At 69.8% G+C, this 16,719-nt stretch carries 15 protein-coding genes; 5 read left to right on the top strand and 10 right to left on the bottom strand.

All coding sequences use genetic code 11. From position 1 onward, the window contains the following. Nucleotides 1-51 precede the first annotated feature (51 nt). The 4 genes from menD to YWM_RS0118835 form a co-directional block, all read right to left on the bottom strand. A complete protein-coding gene (menD, locus tag YWM_RS0118855; RefSeq protein WP_028851994.1) occupies nucleotides 52-1,737 on the bottom strand; it encodes a 2-succinyl-5-enolpyruvyl-6-hydroxy-3-cyclohexene-1-carboxylic-acid synthase in 1,686 nt (561 codons plus the stop codon). A gap of 357 nt (nucleotides 1,738-2,094) precedes the next feature. Continuing rightward, nucleotides 2,095-3,231 carry a ScyD/ScyE family protein gene (locus YWM_RS0118845; RefSeq protein WP_028851993.1) on the bottom strand — a complete coding sequence of 379 codons (1,137 nt, stop codon included), beginning with the start codon at nucleotides 3,229-3,231 and terminating at the stop codon, nucleotides 2,095-2,097. Between the two features lie 117 nt (nucleotides 3,232-3,348). Continuing rightward, nucleotides 3,349-5,160, bottom strand: coding sequence for a glutamine--fructose-6-phosphate transaminase (isomerizing) (gene glmS / locus YWM_RS0118840; protein ID WP_028851992.1), 1,812 nt, complete (start codon nucleotides 5,158-5,160; stop codon nucleotides 3,349-3,351). 37 nt (nucleotides 5,161-5,197) lie between these two features. Next, entirely contained in the window at nucleotides 5,198-5,473 is a 276-nt protein-coding gene (locus tag YWM_RS0118835; RefSeq protein ID WP_028851991.1) for a hypothetical protein, read from the bottom strand. A gap of 96 nt (nucleotides 5,474-5,569) precedes the next feature. Between YWM_RS0118835 and menE the strand changes: the two genes are divergently transcribed. From menE to YWM_RS0118820, 3 genes are all read left to right on the top strand, one after another. Further along, nucleotides 5,570-6,712: an o-succinylbenzoate--CoA ligase gene (gene menE, locus YWM_RS0118830; RefSeq protein ID WP_028851990.1), complete on the top strand. Its 1,143-nt coding sequence runs from the start codon at nucleotides 5,570-5,572 to the stop codon at nucleotides 6,710-6,712. A gap of 131 nt (nucleotides 6,713-6,843) precedes the next feature. Then, nucleotides 6,844-8,016 carry an SH3 domain-containing protein gene (locus YWM_RS0118825; RefSeq protein ID WP_245566093.1) on the top strand — a complete coding sequence of 391 codons (1,173 nt, stop codon included), beginning with the start codon at nucleotides 6,844-6,846 and terminating at the stop codon, nucleotides 8,014-8,016. 57 nt (nucleotides 8,017-8,073) lie between these two features. After that, the gene (locus tag YWM_RS0118820) at nucleotides 8,074-8,946 is read left to right on the top strand and encodes a 1,4-dihydroxy-2-naphthoate polyprenyltransferase (protein ID WP_028851988.1); all 873 of its coding nucleotides are present in this window, start codon (nucleotides 8,074-8,076) and stop codon (nucleotides 8,944-8,946) included. Here the strand turns inward: YWM_RS0118820 and cds1 are convergent, their stop codons facing one another. Both cds1 and YWM_RS24535 read right to left on the bottom strand, forming a co-directional pair. Then, nucleotides 8,947-10,020 carry an L-cysteine desulfhydrase Cds1 gene (gene cds1, locus YWM_RS0118815; protein WP_028851987.1) on the bottom strand — a complete coding sequence of 358 codons (1,074 nt, stop codon included), beginning with the start codon at nucleotides 10,018-10,020 and terminating at the stop codon, nucleotides 8,947-8,949. Next, complete coding sequence (locus tag YWM_RS24535; RefSeq protein WP_043661548.1) at nucleotides 10,017-10,361, bottom strand: DUF4229 domain-containing protein; 345 nt, start codon at nucleotides 10,359-10,361, stop codon at nucleotides 10,017-10,019. The genes cds1 and YWM_RS24535 overlap by 4 nt, the downstream gene beginning before the upstream one ends. 452 nt (nucleotides 10,362-10,813) lie before the next feature. Here YWM_RS24535 and YWM_RS0118805 point away from each other — a divergent pair, with 452 nt between their 5' ends. Next, entirely contained in the window at nucleotides 10,814-11,029 is a 216-nt protein-coding gene (locus YWM_RS0118805) for a BldC family transcriptional regulator (protein ID WP_028851986.1), read from the top strand. Between the two features lie 92 nt (nucleotides 11,030-11,121). Further along, on the top strand, nucleotides 11,122-11,328 hold the full coding sequence (locus YWM_RS0118800) for a hypothetical protein (protein ID WP_028851985.1): 207 nt from the start codon (nucleotides 11,122-11,124) through the stop codon (nucleotides 11,326-11,328). A gap of 469 nt (nucleotides 11,329-11,797) precedes the next feature. Here YWM_RS0118800 and YWM_RS0118790 read toward each other — a convergent pair whose 3' ends face one another. The 4 genes from YWM_RS0118790 to YWM_RS0118775 form a co-directional block, all read right to left on the bottom strand. Further along, the gene (locus YWM_RS0118790) at nucleotides 11,798-13,009 is read right to left on the bottom strand and encodes a MinD/ParA family ATP-binding protein (protein WP_084612554.1); all 1,212 of its coding nucleotides are present in this window, start codon (nucleotides 13,007-13,009) and stop codon (nucleotides 11,798-11,800) included. A 370-nt stretch (nucleotides 13,010-13,379) separates the two neighbouring features. Continuing rightward, nucleotides 13,380-14,351, bottom strand: a complete 972-nt coding sequence (ccsB, locus tag YWM_RS0118785; protein WP_028851983.1) for a c-type cytochrome biogenesis protein CcsB — start codon at nucleotides 14,349-14,351, stop codon at nucleotides 13,380-13,382. Continuing rightward, on the bottom strand, nucleotides 14,348-15,940 hold the full coding sequence (resB, locus tag YWM_RS0118780; protein ID WP_028851982.1) for a cytochrome c biogenesis protein ResB: 1,593 nt from the start codon (nucleotides 15,938-15,940) through the stop codon (nucleotides 14,348-14,350). Before resB ends, ccsB begins: the two co-directional genes overlap by 4 nt. Continuing rightward, entirely contained in the window at nucleotides 15,937-16,707 is a 771-nt protein-coding gene (locus YWM_RS0118775; protein ID WP_028851981.1) for a cytochrome c biogenesis CcdA family protein, read from the bottom strand. Before YWM_RS0118775 ends, resB begins: the two co-directional genes overlap by 4 nt. Between the last annotated feature and the right edge of the window lie 12 nt (nucleotides 16,708-16,719).

Here is a 16,719-nt window from a genome sequence, read left to right as displayed (position 1 = left end):
TTTCCGTGGCGTCGGATGGCGATGTCGCGACCGCCGGCCGTGACGCCTCAGCTAGTCGAGGGTCGCGACCGCGTCGGCCACCGCAGCCTGCAACCGCTCGTGCAACCCGGGCCGCGCCGACCGGTCGATCCGCACCTCGACCACCCGCAAGCCGGGCGCCGGGCGCAGCGCCTCGGTGAACTCCTCGCGCGTGGCGACCAGTCGATGCGGCACCCCGTACCCGGCACACAGTTCCCCGAGATTCGCGCCGTGCGGGGTCCCGAAGACGCGCTCGAAGCGCTGCGCCTCGGCATCCTCGGCCTGCTCGAGCAGCGAGAAGATCCCGCCGCCGTCGTCGTTGACCACCACGATGGTCAGGTCCGGGCGCTGCTCGCTCGGCCCGAGCAGCAGGCCGTTGATGTCGTGCAGGAACGTCAAGTCGCCGACCAGCGCATAAGCCTGCCGACCGTGCGCGCTGTGCGCCAACGCGGCGCCGACCGCTGTCGAGATCGTTCCGTCGATGCCCGCGACACCACGATTGCGGTGCACCAAAATCTCCGGGCGGGCAGGCCCGCCCGCCAGCGCGATGTCCCGCGTGGGGTTCGACGACCCGACGACCAGCAGCGAGCCGTCCGGCACGGTGGCGAGCACGTCCGCCGCAATGGCCGGACCACTCGGCCACGGCTCGGCCGCCAAGGTCCGCGCCACGGCTTCCCTGGCCAGCTGGTCGGCGCGCTGCCATTTCTGCAGCCACTGCACGTCCGCGGGTTTGCTCGGCTCGGCGAACCACTGACCGACCTGACGGACGTTGTGCGCGGGCGTCGGCCAATCGGTGTCCGGCCGCACCAACAAGACCTCCACATCGGAATCGGCCAGCAACGCCTGCACCTGACGGAACACCGTCGGCCGACCGATGCACAACACCTGCTCGGGGCGATGCGCGGCGACGAACTCCGGCACGCCGAGCAACCACGGTCCGCTGGTCACCGCGCAGTCGCCGGACAGCCCGGCGGGCCCGGTCTCGGCCATGACCGGCCACGAGTGTTCCGCCGCCCATTCGCTGATCGCCGACGTACCCGACTCGCACGTGATCACCAGACCGGTCCGGGTCGACGGCACCACGAACGCAGGCGCCGCGCCATGATCCGGCAGTTCCGTCCAGCGCTGGCCGTTCGGGCGGCCCTCCAGCGGCTCGGTCCACTCGTCGTCGCCGTCCGGCACGAGCGGCTCGCGGAACGGGATGTTGAGGTGCACCGGGCCCGAGCGCCACTCGCCGTACGCGGCACTCCAGGCTCGGCAGACCTGGCTACGCCAGTACGCGTTCTGGCCCGCGTGTTCACCGGCCACCGCGAGCTCGGCGAAGTAGCGCACGGCGTCCCCGTACAGCCTGTTCTGCTCGATGACCTGATTGGCGCCCGCCGCCCGCAGCTCCGGCGGCCGGTCGGCGGTCAGCACGATCAGGGGGACGCCCGCCCGGTCAGCTTCCAGAACCGCGGGATGAAAATTCGCTGCGGCCGTACCGGACGTACACACCACGGCCGCCGGGCGGCCGGTGCGGGCGGCGATACCCAAAGCCAGGAAAGCGGCAGACCGTTCGTCGATGCGCACGTGCAGGTTGATCTGACCGGCCGCGGCGGCGTCGTACAGGGCGAGCGACAACGGCGCATTGCGTGAGCCGGGGGACAGGACGACGTGGCTGACCGTGTTGCGGACCAGCTCGTCGACGATCACCCGGGCCTGCGCGGTTGACGGGTTCACCGGCCGCTCCCTTTCCGATCACGTCCCTGCATTGTTTCAGGCCGGACCACGGCGCACCCGATGGCCGCGATCGCCGGGCAGGGCCGCCGCTGGGTCAGCGCACGGTACGCCCGCTCCTTCGCGACGGTCACTGGGCGTCCCACCTGCAGGCGCACGTTCGGTCGCGCCTGGGAGTTCTGCCCTACCGAGGCCCAGAGTAGGCGCGGCTGCGCCGTCCGAGCAGCGAGACGTCTGCCACGTCACGCCTGCCCGAGCGAGTCGAGCTCGCATCGAGCAGCCGGGGAGCGGCGCCCCCGCACCACGCAGGCCGACGGCCGAGGTGCCGTGGCGGCAACCTCGGCCGTCGGGGAGTACCGCTTACCTGAGCGGGACGCGCAGCAGGTGTCCCGTGCCCAACGGCGAGCTGCCGTCAGCCGGGCAGGTGCTGCAGTTGGAGATGTAGGCCTTGCCGCCGCGCAGCGCCAGGCCGCCCGGCACCACGAGACCGTCGTGCTTGATCAGCTTCTTGCTGCCGTGGTGGCCGACCCGGTACAGCGCGCCGCGTGGGTCTTGCTCGACGTTGAGCAGTCCGGCGTGCGCGATCTCCAGGACGTAGAGCTTGCCGTGATGGAAGCCGATGTCGATGACATTGGTGAACCCGGAGGCCACCACCTTCGGCTTGTGCCCCGGCTTGACCTTGTACACCCGCGCCTTGCCCTGCGGGAACGGGAATCCGGTCAGCTCACCCACGTAGTAGGCGCCGTCCGGCCCCTTGACCACGGACGTCGGCACCGACTGCATCGGGATCTTGGATCCCGGGGGCAGCCCGAGGAAGTCCGGTGCCGGGACCTCGCGCGCCGGGAACTTCGCCAGCACGCGGATCTTGCCGTGGGCCACCTGCAACAGCGTGTTGCCACCCGAGTCGACCACGACCTGGCCGTGCCGCCCGGCGAGCACCGAGTTCGGGTTGCTGTCCGGCCCGGCCTTGTCCGGATCCTTGGCCAACTCGAAGCGCGCGACGTCCGCCACGCCCTTCGGCCGATGCCAGCTCTTCTTCAGCAGCCAACCGTTGGTCTTCTGCCCGAGCCGGGGGAGCTGAGCGCGCATCCGCGGGTCGGCACCGAGCCCGACCGTGAAGTACGCCTTGCCGCGGCTGAACGAGATGTCCGACGGCCCGATCGCCTGCGAGCCGTCCGGTGCCGCGAGCGACCCGATCTTGGTCACCACCCGCTTCTTGTGGTGACCGCGGACCGCGGTGATCGCTCCGCTGGCACCCCAGCAGACCTCGTCACCCTCCGGCCCGGCGAAGCAGGGCCCGTCCCCGCCGGAGCCGGCTTCGGTCACGTACAGCACACCGTGCGGACCGAACGCCAGCCCCCGCGGGTTGTCCAAGCCCTTCGCCACGACTTGCGGCGCACCACCCCCTCGGTGCCCGGCCGCGACCGGCGCCGCACCCAGCAGTCCAGCGGCCAGACCGGCCGCGCTGAGCAGGACGAGTGTGCGTGAGCGCCTCATCGTGTGGTCCTCTCTCGCCTCATTCCCCCCGAGAGGACCTTCGCGACCTCGGCGTTCCCGGTTAGCGGCGAGCTCGGGCCGGCCCCTGGCGGGTGAACCCGTTCAGACCACGGGGTACTACTCCACGGTGACGCTCTTGGCCAGGTTGCGCGGCTTGTCGATGTCCCGGCCCAGCGCCCGCGCCAGGTGGTAGGCGAACAACTGCAGCGGGATCATCGCCAGGATCGGGTCGAGCTCGGGCTCGTTGCTCGGGATGCGCAGCACCGCGTCGGCCAGTCCCTCCGGCAGGTCGGCGTTGGTCACCGCGATGACCGGGCCCCCACGCGCCTTGATCTGCTCCATGGTCGCGATGTTGCGGGTCAGCAGCTCGTCATCCGGCGCCAGCACCACCGACGGCATCTCCTGGTCGATCAGCGCCAACGGCCCGTGCTTGAGCTCGGCCGCCTGGTACGCCTCGGCGTGCAGGTAGGAGATCTCCTTCAATTTCTGCGCGCCTTCCCGCGCGGCGGGCCAGCACCGCACCCGGCCGATGAAGAACATGCGCTTGGCGTCGACGAAGCGCAGCGCGGTCTCGGCGATGGTCTCCTCGTGCTTGACGATCTCCGCGATCTGGTCCGGCAGGGCGGCCAACCCTTGCACCAACCGCTGACCGTGCGCCACCGACAGGTCGCGCACGCGCCCGAGCAGCAAGCCCAGCATCGCGAAGCACACGCTCATATTGGTGACCGCCTTGGTGGAGGCCACCGACACCTCCGGGCCGGCGTGCAGGAAGACACCGCTGCCGCACTCGCGCGCGATCGCACTGCCGACCGCGTTGACGACCCCGATGACCTGGCCGCCCTTGCGCTTGAGTTCGCGCACGGCGGCCAGCGTGTCCGCGGTCTCGCCGCTCTGGCTGACCGCGACGTACAGCGTGTCCTGCTCGATGACCGGGTTGCGGTAGCGGAACTCCGACGCGGGCTCGGCGTCCGCCGGGATCCGAGCCAGCTCCTCCACGAGGTTCGCGCCGATCTGGCCCGCGTAGTAGGCCGAGCCGCAGCCGAGGAACTTCACCCTGCTCACCCCGCGCAGTTCGCGCGGGTCCATGCGGATGCCGCCCAACCGCGCGGTAGCGAAGCGCTCGTCGAGCCGGCCGAGCAGCGCGCGCCGCACGGCGTCCGGCTGCTCGTCGATCTCCTTACGCATGAAGTCGGGGTAGCCGCCCAGCTGGTAGTCGACGTCGTCCAGGTCGACCGTCGTCGGCGTCTTGGCACCCGCGCTGGTGGTGAAACCGTCCGCGGTCAATGTGGCCAGCTCGCCGTCGTCGAGGTAGACCACACGCTGCGTGTGCCGGACGAGCGCGGCCACATCCGACGCGACGAACATCTCGCCGTCCCCGATGCCGACGACGATCGGGCTGCCGTTGCGCGCGACGACCAGCTCGCCGGGGTTCCGGGCGTCCAGCACCACCAGCCCGTAGGCACCGTCGACCTTGGTCAGCGCGGTTCGCACGGCTTCCTGCAGCGTCTTCGCACCGTCGTCCAGCGCCCGGGCGACCAGGTGGGCGATCGCCTCGGTGTCGGTGTCCGATCGCAGCTGCACCCCCGACTCGGTCAGTTCCGCGCGCAGCTGGTCGGCGTTCTCCAGCATGCCGTTGTGCACCACCGCGATGCGGTTGGCGGCATCGACCTGGGGGTGCGCGTTGGCGTCGGTCGGCTCGCCGTGGGTCGCCCAGCGGGTGTGACCGATGCCGACGGTCGCGGGAACACCACCGTCCAGCCGCTCACGCAGCTCCGCCACGCGCACGGCCGCCTTGGTGACCTTGAGCCGTCCGCGATGCACCAACGCCACGCCGGCGGAGTCGTATCCGCGGTACTCCAACCGATGCAGGCCCTCGATCAAGATGTCCGACGCCGGGCGCGCGCCGATGTAGCCGACGATTCCACACATAGGTTTTGCCTCTCAGGTCTCGCGATGGGGGCGGCGGTCAGCCGTAGACGATCCGACGCAGCTGGCGTTCGCTCAGCTCGTCCGCACGGAACCGCCGGGTGGGCAGTTCGGCGGCCAGCAGACGCCAGATCTCCGCGTTGCGGTGTCCCCGCCTGCGCAGCTCCGCATGGCGGCGGCGCACGTACTGCTCGACGGTTTCGCCGAAGTAGGCGATGACATCGGCGACGAGCCGGGCCGCGGTCGCCGGGGGCAGCCCGGTGCTGGCCGCGACGTGGTGAACGAGCTCGGCGGGAAGCTCAGCAACAGCACGCACGCCTCCACACTGGCACCCGGAGGCCACTTTGGCCAAATTCCTGCCCGAATTCGGGCAAGATCTCGGCCGCTATGGGCCTGGAGGCAGAATGGCGGCGTGCGCGTGGTGCAGGTCGACGGAACCGAACAGTCCATCCGAGCGTTGATCGACGCGTTGTCGGATGCGCTGGACAGTGGAGCTCCGGTGCTGCCGGTCGACGCCCACTCGCCAAGTACGGCCGACATCATCGCCGCCATGCGTCCGGACGACCCGGTGCCGCCGTCGACCGCTGTGCTGATCGCCACCTCGGGATCCACGGGCCGCCCGAAGGGTGTGCTGCTGTCCGCCGCAGCACTCACCGCATCGGCCACGGCCACGCACACCCGGCTGGGCGGTCCGGGACGCTGGTTGCTCGCCACCCCCGCGCAGTACATCGGCGGCCTGCAGGTGCTGGTCCGGTCGTTGCTCAGCGGGCACGAACCAGGTGTGCTCGATCTGTCGGCGCGCTTCCGTCCGGACGATTTCGCGGCCGCCGCCGAGCCGGTGCTGAGCGAGCCAGGACCGCACTACACGGCGCTCGTCCCGACCCAGCTCGTCCGGCTGCTCGAGGCCGGCGGGCCCGGACTGGCGGCCGCCGGGGCCTTCGACGCCATCGTGGTCGGCGGCGCTGCGTTGCCACCGGAAGTCCGCGCGCACGCCCGCGACGCCGGGGTACACGCCATCAGCTCCTACGGAATGACGGAGACCTGCGGCGGTTGTGTCTACGACGGCCGGCCACTGGACGGTGTCCACGTACGCATCGGGCCCACCGGCAGGGTCGAGCTGTCCGGCGACGTGTTGGCCTCGGGCTACCGCGACCCGTCGTCGTGGCAGTTGCACGACGGCTGGTTTCGCACCGAGGACCTGGGCCGGATCACCGATGGTGTGCTGGAGATCCTCGGCCGCGCCGACGACATGATCAACAGCGGCGGGGTGAAGATCTCCGCCCCGGCCGTCGAACAGGCATTGCGCGCGCACCCGGACGTGCGCGCGTGTGCGGTGATCGGCCTGCCGGACCCCGAGTGGGGCGAGATCGTCTCCGCGCTGGTGGTCCCCGCCGATCCGGACAACCCGCCCGCCATGGCCGACCTGCAGGAACGCGTTCGCGCCGAGGCAGGGCGGGCGGCCGCACCCAAGGTGGTCCGGTTCGCCACCGAGCTGCCGCTGCGTGGGCCGGGCAAGATCGACCGCCACGCGGTGCGCACGGCCCTGCAACGGTGAGCGAATTGCTGCACCCGGGTGAGGGTTTCACCAGTTGAGCCGCCGTCGAGTTGACAGCCCACCGGTAGCCCTTTTGGCTTAGCGCACGGTCACCAAACCGAGTGAGGGATCACATGCGAGGGCGACAACTCTTGACTGCGGCGCTGTCCGCCGCACTGGCAACTGGAACGACCATCGCGCTGGCCGCCGCACCCAGCCAGGCCGCGCAACCGGGTAGCTGGTCACTGACCCCTGCCAACAGCGACCCGGACAACCGCACCATCGTGGAAACCGCCGACTCCTGGTCGTTGTCCGGCAGGCTCGGCAGGCAGAGCGCCGAGCGGACGACCGGCACGCTGACCTTCCCGGCCAAGACGCTGGACTCCGCGGTCAACCGGATCTCCGCGCAGGTCGAGGCGTCCATTCCGGAGGGATCCGAGGTGGCGGTCGACGTGCGCGGCAAGCGTCCGGACGGCACCTGGTCGGAGTGGACCGAGATCCGCCCCGACGCCCCTGCCGTGCTGCCGAACCGGACCACGACGATCCAGCCGCGCCTGGTGCTCAGCGGGCCGCGCGGCGCCAGCAGCCCTACAGTCGACAGCATCGAACTCAGCGCAAGCTACGACGCCTCGGCCAAGCCGACCGCCCAGCTCGGACCGGCCGACGGCTACCGGGTGTTCGCCACCCGCGAGGGACTGGTCGGCGGCACCACCGCGAACGGGCACGTGATCGTCGAGCGGGACCACTTCGTCGCGCTGCCGTCCCGCCGCGGGCTGGCCGACAACAACAGCGGCAACTACACCGTCCAGGTGTGCACCGAGGACGGCGCGCGCTGCGAGTGGGCGCCGGTGTGGGACGTCGGCCCGTGGAACACCAAGGACGACTACTGGAACGCCGACCGGGAGATGTGGCAGGACCTGCCGCAGGGCACGCCGGAAGCCCAGGCGGCCTACCAGGACGGATACAACGGCGGCAAGGACGAGTTCGGCCGCGCCGTGGCCAACCCGGCGGGCATCGACCTGGCCGACGGCACGTTCTGGGACGGCCTCGGCCTGCAGGACAACAGCTGGGTGATCGTCACCTACGAGTGGACCGTCGGCGGCCCGTGGGGGACGGTGACCGCGGGACCGGTGCTCAATGTGCGTTCCGAACCGAGCACCGGCGCGCCCGTGGTGGGCCTGGCCGCCCGGCACGCACAGGTGCGGATCGAGTGCGCCGTCACCGGCGAAGTGGTGGAAGGCAACGACCAGTGGCTGCGGCTGAATTCCGGTAAGTACGTCTCCGCGGCGTACGTGCAGATCGGCGAGGCACCACCCGCCTGCTGATCACCGCAATCGGGTTCTCGGTCAACCGGCCGGGGGCGCGTGCGCCAGAATGCCCGCATGGCCACCGTCGCACAGTGGATCGAAGGCGCCCGCCCCCGGACCCTGCCCAACGCGATCGCCCCGGTGCTGGCAGGCATCGGCGCCGCGGCCGCGCTGGACAGCTTCGACTGGGTCATGGCCACGCTGGCGATGTTGGTCAGCCTCGGGTTGATCATCGGCGTGAACTACGCCAACGACTACTCCGACGGCGTCCGGGGCACCGACGACGACCGGGTCGGCCCGCTGCGACTGGTCGGCTCCGGTGCGGCGAAACCGCCCGAGGTGCTGGCCGCCGCGATCAGCGCGCTGCTGTTCGCCGCGTTCGCCGGGCTCGCGGTCGTGCTGCTGAGCAAGCACTGGTGGTTGCTGGCCGTCGGCGCGGTGTGCATCGCGGGCGCGTGGTTCTACACCGGGGGAAAGCGGCCGTACGGCTACGCCGGCTTCGGCGAGCTCGCGGTGTTCGTGTTCTTCGGGCCCGTCGCCGTGCTGGGCACCGTCTACGTGCAGGCCGACACGGTCAGCTGGACGGCCGTCGGCTGCTCGGTGGCGGTCGGCGCGTTCTCCTCCGCCGTGCTGCTGGCGAACAACCTGCGCGACATCCCCACCGACACCGAAGCGGGTAAGCGGACGCTGGCGGTGAAGCTCGGCGACCGCGGCACGCGGCGGCTGTATCTGACGCTGCTGGCGTCGCCGTTCCTGATCACGCTGATCATCGGATGGTGGTTCCCGCCCGTACTGTTCGCCGTGCTCGCGGTGCTCCTCGCGATCGGTCCGGCGCGCACGGTGCTCAGCGGCGCGACCGGGCGCGACCTCATCCCGGTGCTCCGGGACACCGGCCTGGCCATGCTGCTGTGGTCCGCGGTGGCCGCCGCCGCGCTGGCGTTCGGCTGATCACTCCACCCAGCGGCCGGTACGCAAAAAGTTCTCCATGGTCTCGGTGTACGGCTCGAGGTTCAGGCCCTTCTCCGCCACCCAGTTGTCGTCGTAGTACGTCTGCGCGTACCGCTCACCGCCGTCGCAGAGCAATGTGACGACGCTGCCCTGCTCGCCCGCCTGCAGCATCCTGGCGATGAGCTGGAACGCGCCGTAGAGGTTGGTGCCGGTGGAGCCGCCCGCCCAGTGGCCGGTGCGCCTGCGCAGCAGCCGGATCGCGGCCAGGGACGCGGCATCCGGCACCTGGATCATCTCGTCGATCGCCGTGGGCACGAACGACGGCTCCACGCGCGGCCTGCCGATCCCTTCGATACGGGACGGCATGCCGGTGGTGTAGTCCATCGCCCCGGTCTTCCACGCCCAGTAGAACGAGGAGTTCTCCGGGTCGACCACCGCGATCTGGGTCCGGTAGCGCCGGTATCGGACGTAGCGGCCGATGGTGGCGCTGGTGCCGCCGGTGCCCGCGCCGACCACGATCCAGCGTGGGATCGGGTGCCGCTCCAGGCTCATCTGCGTGAAGATCGACTCGGCGATGTTGTTGTTGCCGCGCCAGTCGGTCGCCCGCTCGGCATAGGTGAACTGGTCCAGGTAGTAGCCGCCGCACTCCGCCGCCAGCCGCTCTGCCTCCGCGTACATCTCCGGGGGACGGTCGACGAAGTGACACCGCCCGCCGTAGAACTCGATCAGCTCGACCTTCTGCTTGCTGGTGGTCCGCGGCACCACGGTGACGAAGTCCAGCCCGAGCATGCGGGCGAAGTAGGCCTCCGACACCGCCGTCGACCCGCTCGAGGCTTCCACCAACACGGTTGATGGCCCGATCTGCCCGTTGACCAGCCCGTAGAGGAAAAGCGATCGGGCCAACCGATGCTTGAGTGAACCGGTCGGATGAACCGACTCGTCCTTCAGGTAGAGATCGATGCCCCAGTCCTCGGGCAACGGGAAGACATGCAGATGAGTGTCCGCGCTGCGGTTGGCGTCCGCGTCGATGACCCGGATCGCCTCGGCGACCCAGTCGCGGTCCGGTGCACTCACGACCGACCCGCTTCGCCCGGCTCGTCCCCGGCCGCCCCGGACTCCGACGAGTCACCGCCCGCTTCGTCGTCGACGTCGCCACGCAGTTGGGCGCGCAGTTTCGCTCGCTCCGCGCGGCGGCGTTCCCCGCGTTCGGCCAGCCCCGCGGTCACCCGGGCGGCCAGTGACCGGAACAACAGCAGACCGAGCGGGAAGCCGACGACCATGGCGATGATCACAGCCACCAGCGCGGGGACGTTCACCAGGACCAGAACCACCGCGACGACCGCGACCAGCGCGAAGCGGGCGAGCATGTACAACGTCAAGTCGACCGCGAGCCGATTCTTCCGTGCGTCGTTCACCAGGAAGTCTTCTCCTTCACCGCGTCTGCGGGTCAAGCGTATCCCCGCGCCCGCACGACTCACCGACCCCCGTCACGGGCCCGCGACGGCGATAAGGCAGGATGGCGCACCGCCCGTACCCGGCAAGCTGAAGGTAAAGAACAAGACGTTCACCGGGTGGACATTCGGACGTAGAGCAGGTATCACGACAGCAGAGGCGCGACTGCGCTGCGCGAGCAAAGCGGTACGCTCTGCGAGCGGCTACGCCGAATGCCCCGGTGAAGTACGACAATCGAATGAGACAGCGCGCCCGATTCCTGCCTTTATCTCCCCTTTACTCTCACCCAACCGTTCGAGTACTCAATGCGTACGATGACACGATTGGGACGTAAACCGCCCGTCGGTGGTGATCGACATGATCCGCTCGGTCATCGCGCGGGGACAGCAGCGAAAGTCGTAAGGAGGCGAAACGGATGACTCAGTCAGTGCCTCAGTCGGGGGGACGATTGCTCACCCCGGGCGAAGTGGCATCACTTTTCCGCGTTGACCCCAAGACCGTGACCCGGTGGGCCGCGGCCGGACGGATCGGTTCGATCCGCACCCCGGGTGGACACCGCAGGTTCCGGGAGTCGGAGGTCAACGAGCTGTTGGCGAAACTGACCACCGAGGCAACCGACTACGTCGAGTAGACCAATCACGACGGCGGCGGCACCACTCGTGTGCACTGCCCCCGCCCGGCGGGTTAACCTCGAAGGAGAATCCCCGGCGCGGAAGGAGCGGCATGCAGTACCTGCTGGTGGCGATCGGAGCACTGGCCGTCGCCGTGCTCCTCTGGCGTATGTACACCGCCGAACGGGTCGGCGTGCCGCCGGCTGACGAGCGCAAGCGCAGGCCAGCTCGGCCCGTGGCGCCGGACGACGATCCGGAGTTCTTGCGCAAGCTTGCCGAGCAGACGCGCAAGAACCTGCCAGAGGACAAGGACAAGTAGCGCCGAACGTATAGCGCCGATCGAAGCCGCGGGCTGCACGGGTCCGCGGCTTCGTCGTGTCCCGGGCTGTTGACGGCTGGCACTGAGCCGCACGCGGCAGCCCGCGCGAACGGTGGGCGGCGGCATGCGGACGACCTCCACCGCACTAAAGCTGCGCTCCGAGGTTCCCTCGCGCGCATCTCGCGCGGGCGCACTGTGCACGGCGACGTCGCTTCGACCGCGCAGGATGGCCTGGCAGCGGACGTTCTGCTGCGTGAAGCGGTCATTCCGGCGTGAGCTCTGCTGCGTGCTGAATCAAGGCTTAGGAGAGTGCCCGGCCACGGCCCCTGGATCGGCCACACGGCGAGCCCGCTCCGGGATTGCTCGGAGGGTCCAGCATCTCCTGCGGCGCTCTCCTGCCGCCGGGAAAGCGGCCAATCCGGCGAGCCCTCTGCTGCCGCTGCGTGAGGCGGCCACTCCTGCGTGCGCTCTACTGCGCGGGGAAGGCGTCGGCCACCGAGGCGGCCAACCGCAGCAGGGCCAGCCGAGTGTCCTCCTGCAGCCGATCCAGCTCGATCTCCGCACCTTCCTCCAGGTGCGGGTCGAACGGGATCCGGCAGACCACCCTGGTCCGCGCACCGAAGTGCGCCTCCAGCTTGTCCAGATCCACCGAGCTCATCTTCGGCCGCACCGAGTTGATCACCGCGACCGACCGCTTGACCAGATCGCCGTAGCCGTGCGCGTCCAGCCAGTCGAGCGTGGCCGACGCGCTCCGCGCCCCGTCGACCGAGCCCGACGACACCACCACCAGCGAGTCCGCCAGGTCCAGCACGCCCTTCATGGCGCTGTGCATCAACCCGGTCCCGCAGTCGGTGAGCACGATGTTGTAGAAGTGCTCGAGCAGGTCGACCGTGCGCCGGTAGTCGCGCTCGGAGAACGCCTCGGACACCGCGGGGTCCTGCTCGCTGGCCAAGATCTCCAGCCTGCTCGAACCCTGTGACGTGTACGCCCGGATGTCGCTGTAGCGGGTGATTCTGTCGGCGTCCCGCAGCAGGTGCCGCACGGTCGCCGTCGTCTCCATCGGGATCTTCTGCGACAGCGTCCCGCGGTCCGGGTTCGCGTCCACCGCGATGACCCGGTCGCCTCGCAGCGACGCGAACGTCGCGCCCAGCGTCGCGGTCGTCGTGGTCTTGCCGACGCCGCCCTTGAGGCTGAGCATCGCGATCTTGTAGCACCCGCGCAGCGGCTGGTTGATCCGCGCGATCAGCTCACGCTTCAGCTTGTCCTTCGGGCTCTCGCCGGGGTTGATCAGGTGACCGGTGGCGACGTACACGGCCTTGCGCCAGCCGGACTGCGGACGCCGCTTGACCGGCTTGATGAGCTGCGCGGACGCCAGGTCGTCCCCGCCCGTGCGGGCGTGCCTGCCCTGTTTGCGCTGCTGCGCCTGCGGAGGCGGCGGCTGCTGGCCGGGCATCGGTTGCGCCTGGGGCGGCGCGCCCATCGGTGCCTGCTGCGGAGGCATCTGCTGAGCCGGCTGCGCGCCCTGCGGCATCGCCTGGTAGCCCGGCTGCTGGTCGGCCGCCAGGTGCTGATACACCGGCTGTACGGGCATCGGACCGGACGTCGGCTGGTTCGCCGGATACTGGCCGTAGGCCGGAGCCGGGTGGTGATCGGCGGACTGCTCGGACGGCCGCGCGTACATGTCCGGCACGACCGGCGGAACTTCCTCCTGCCGGACCGTCTGCGTCTTGGACGCCGCGTGCCGGGGCGTGCCGGGGTGCGCGTGCGAGTCGGTGTCCGCCTCCGCGTCCGTCGCACCGTCAGTGCTTACGGATTTCCCGGTACCGGCCGCCCTGGTCGTGGTGTCCTCGTTCTCCTGCGCCACCTGGGTTTGCGACTGTTCCTCGACACCGCTTGCCTCGGGCGCACTGCCGGAGGCTGGGTGGCCCGCTTCCTGGTGTGGCTCACTCACTCGACGTCCTCCACTCACCCGACCAGTGCTTTACCGATCACGCGCAACGGTAGTCCCCACTACGCGGAGTTTCGACACTTCGGCAACCGCGGCCGGCCGCTCAGACGCCTGCGTACGAGTGCAAGCCGGTGGTGACCAAGTTGACGAAGAAGAAGTTGAACACGATACAGGCGAATCCCGCGGTGTTGATCCACGCTGCGGGCTTGCCCCGCCATCCGGCCGTCGCCCTGGCGTGCAGGTAGGCCGCGTAGACGACCCACGCGATGAACGACACGGTCTCCTTGGGGTCCCAGTCCCAGAACCGGCCCCAGGCCGACTCGGCCCAGATCGCGCCACAGAACACGCCGAACGTGTAGATCGGGAACGCCAGCACGCTGGTGCGGTAGGCGATCCGGTCCAGCACCTCCTTGGCGGGCAGCCGCTGGGAGAGGCGGGCGAACCGCTTCGGGTTGCCCTCGTTGGCGAGCCGCATCAGGAACAGCACGCTGGCCACCCCGGGAACCAGGAACATGCCGGAGGCGATGATCGCTGCCGCCACGTGGATGACCAGCCAGTACGACTGCAGGGCGGGCACCAACGGCCCGGCTTCGGTGTAGAGCGTGCCGCCGACGAACATCAACACGGCCACGGGCAGCAGCACGAACGCCGACAGGTGGCGCAGCGGATACCTGCGCAGCACCACCAGCCAGGTCACCACGGCGACGAACGACAGCGCCATGAGGTACTCGTACATGTTGCCCCACGGCGCACGCCCGGCCGCGAACCCGCGCAGCACCAACGCCGCCAGGTGCAGCAGCCCGCCGAGCACGATGAGCGACACACCCATCCGGCCGAACCGCTCGGGCCGCCCCGCCGAGGGCCTGCTGACCGGAGGCTCGGCAGGCGGTCCCGACTCGGGCACGGATGCTCCCGCACCCACCAGGGCGCGCTGTTTGGCCTGGTCACGCTGGGCGACCCGCTGTTTGGCCACGCGGCCGAACGCCTGCTCGACCAGCACGAACACCATGGCCAGCACGTAAATGGCCGCAGCGGTGGTGTACGACCAATCGCTGAATTGCGAATACGCGGTCATCGCGCCTGCTCCTTTGCCCGCAGCAGTTCGTCGGCGATGGCGGTGAACTCCTCGCCGTACCCGGCTTGATCGGTCCTAGCCAAGCCCCCGACCTGCACAACAGTACGTCTTTCGGTCGTCGAATCGCCCGGTGGGGTGACGCGGATCCAGATTCGCCGTCGCTTGATCAGCAACGACAGCAGCAGGCCGACCATCATGGCGACCGCGAAGCCGAGCACCGCCTCTTGGGCGGGATCGTGCGACACCTGCAGGGACACCCAGCGTTTCACCCCGGAGAACTCGACTTTCGTACCGTCATCGAGTACCACGGATTCGCCGGGCCGAAGGTTCTCCCTGGCCACCCGCTTGAGCCGCTTCTGCTCGATCATCTCCTGGTCCACCGAGAAGATCGACTGGCTGCGACCGCTCTCCAGACCGAGGTCACCACGCAGCACGTCGACGGCCACCGCGGGATCTTTCAGCTGCGGGCCCGCCGACGTCAGCACCTTGCCGTGAAATGCCGCGGTCGGGGCGAACAGTCCGGTGACGGCCAGCTGTTGTTTGCGCCGCTCACGGGGGTCGGTGACGCCCGGCGGGTCGAACTTCGTGGCGCCGTCGGACAGGAACGTGGTCTGGTCGGCCGGGCGCCACTGCGTGGCCTGCACTCGCTTGGTGCCGTCCGGGAAGGTGACGGTGAACTCCGGAGCGAAACCGTGGCCGAGCAGGTAGACACGGTCCCCCTCGGTCCGCAGCGGATTGTTCACCTCCAGCTGGTGCGACTTCCAGCGGTCCGCTGCCAGATCCTCGCCCGCGGAGTACTCGAGCTCGGCACGGAACGACGCGGGCTGGCCGTTCGGCAGGAACTCCGGCTGGTAGTCGGTGACCCGGATACAGAACGGCGTCAACTCCGTGCCGTCCACCTGCAGCCCGGGCTCGAACGAGTCGTAGGCGTAGATGCCCGAGTTGCAGAACTCCGAGTCCGGGCCACCTCCGGCGTGCACGATGACCTGGCCCTCGTAGCCGAACAGCTTGCCGAGCGCCACGCACACGATCAGCCCGAGCAAGGCGAAGTGGAAGACCAGGTTGCCTGCTTCGCGCACATAACCGCGCTCCGCGCTGATGCTGGCACCGGCACCCTCGGTGCGCTCGGTCATCCGCCAGCCACGCAGGCGCTGCTTCGCCCGGTCCAGCACCTCGTCCGGTGTGGCGTCGACGTGGGCCTCGCGGAAATGCGGCAGCCGGGACAGGTTGCGCGGGGTGAGCACCGGCTCGGCCCGCAATGCTCGCAGGTACTCCAGGCACCTGGGCAACAAGCAGCCGATGATCGACACCATCAGCAGCAGGTAGATCGCCGAGAACCAGACGCTGGAGTACACCTCGAAGAAGCCGAGCGCATCCAGCAGTTCGCCCCACCAACCGTGCTCGGCGATGTACTGCTCGACCTTCGGGGTGTTCAGCGAGTACTGCGGCAGCATCGCGCCGGGCAGCGCGGCCAGCGCGAGCAGGAACAGCAGGATCAGCGCGGTCCGCATCGAGGTGAGGCCGCGCCACGTGTTGCGCGCGAAGGCGAGCGCTCTGCGCGCGGGCGTGTTGACGTATCCAGTGGTCACAGCGGCAGCTCCGTGTCGGAGATGAAGCCGTCCCGCAGCCACGCCACGATGTCCGCCCACAGGCCGCTGACCAGCAGCAGTCCCACGGCCAACAGCAGCACACCGCCGGTGATCTGGACCGCGCGGACCCGGCGGCGCAGCCAGCCCGCCGCACGCACGGCCCAACCCGCACCCAGCGCGATGAGCAGGAACGGCACACCGAGCCCGATGCAGTAGACGACCACCAGGAAGTACCCGCGGATCGCGCTGTCACCGGTCGCGGAGGCGATGGCGAGCACGCCGGCGAGGGTCGGCCCGAGGCACGGGGTCCAGCCCAGCGCGAACACACCACCGAGGACGGGCGCTCCCCACAGGCCCATCCGCGGCACGAACCGCGGCCGGACGTCATGCTGCAGCATCGGCACCAGGCCGAGGAACACCAGCGCCATGACGATGGTGATCACGCCGCCCACGCGCTGCAGCAGGTCCTGGTTCGCCAGCAGCGCGTCGGCCAGCCACACCAGGCTGCCGACCCCCGCCGCGAAGACCACGGTGAACCCGAGCACGAACAACGCGGCGGCGCCGACCACGCGGTACCGGCCGCGCTTGGGCCCCTCGTCCGTCGAGACCGCCGGGGCGTCAGCGCCGACCAGGGCCGCCAGATACGCCAGGTATCCGGGGACCAGCGGAACGACGCACGGGGACGCGAACGACACCGCACCGGCCGCCAGCGACAGCAGGGCCGCCAACAGCAGCGGTCCTGACATCGCCAGCTCGGTGAGTTCCATCGGGCACCTAGC

The organism is Thermocrispum municipale DSM 44069, from assembly GCF_000427825.1.
Classification (GTDB): Bacteria; Actinomycetota; Actinomycetes; order Mycobacteriales; family Pseudonocardiaceae; genus Thermocrispum; species Thermocrispum municipale.
The sequence above is the reverse complement of the archived record's forward strand: the minus strand, read 5'-3'. Positions and strand labels throughout refer to the sequence as shown.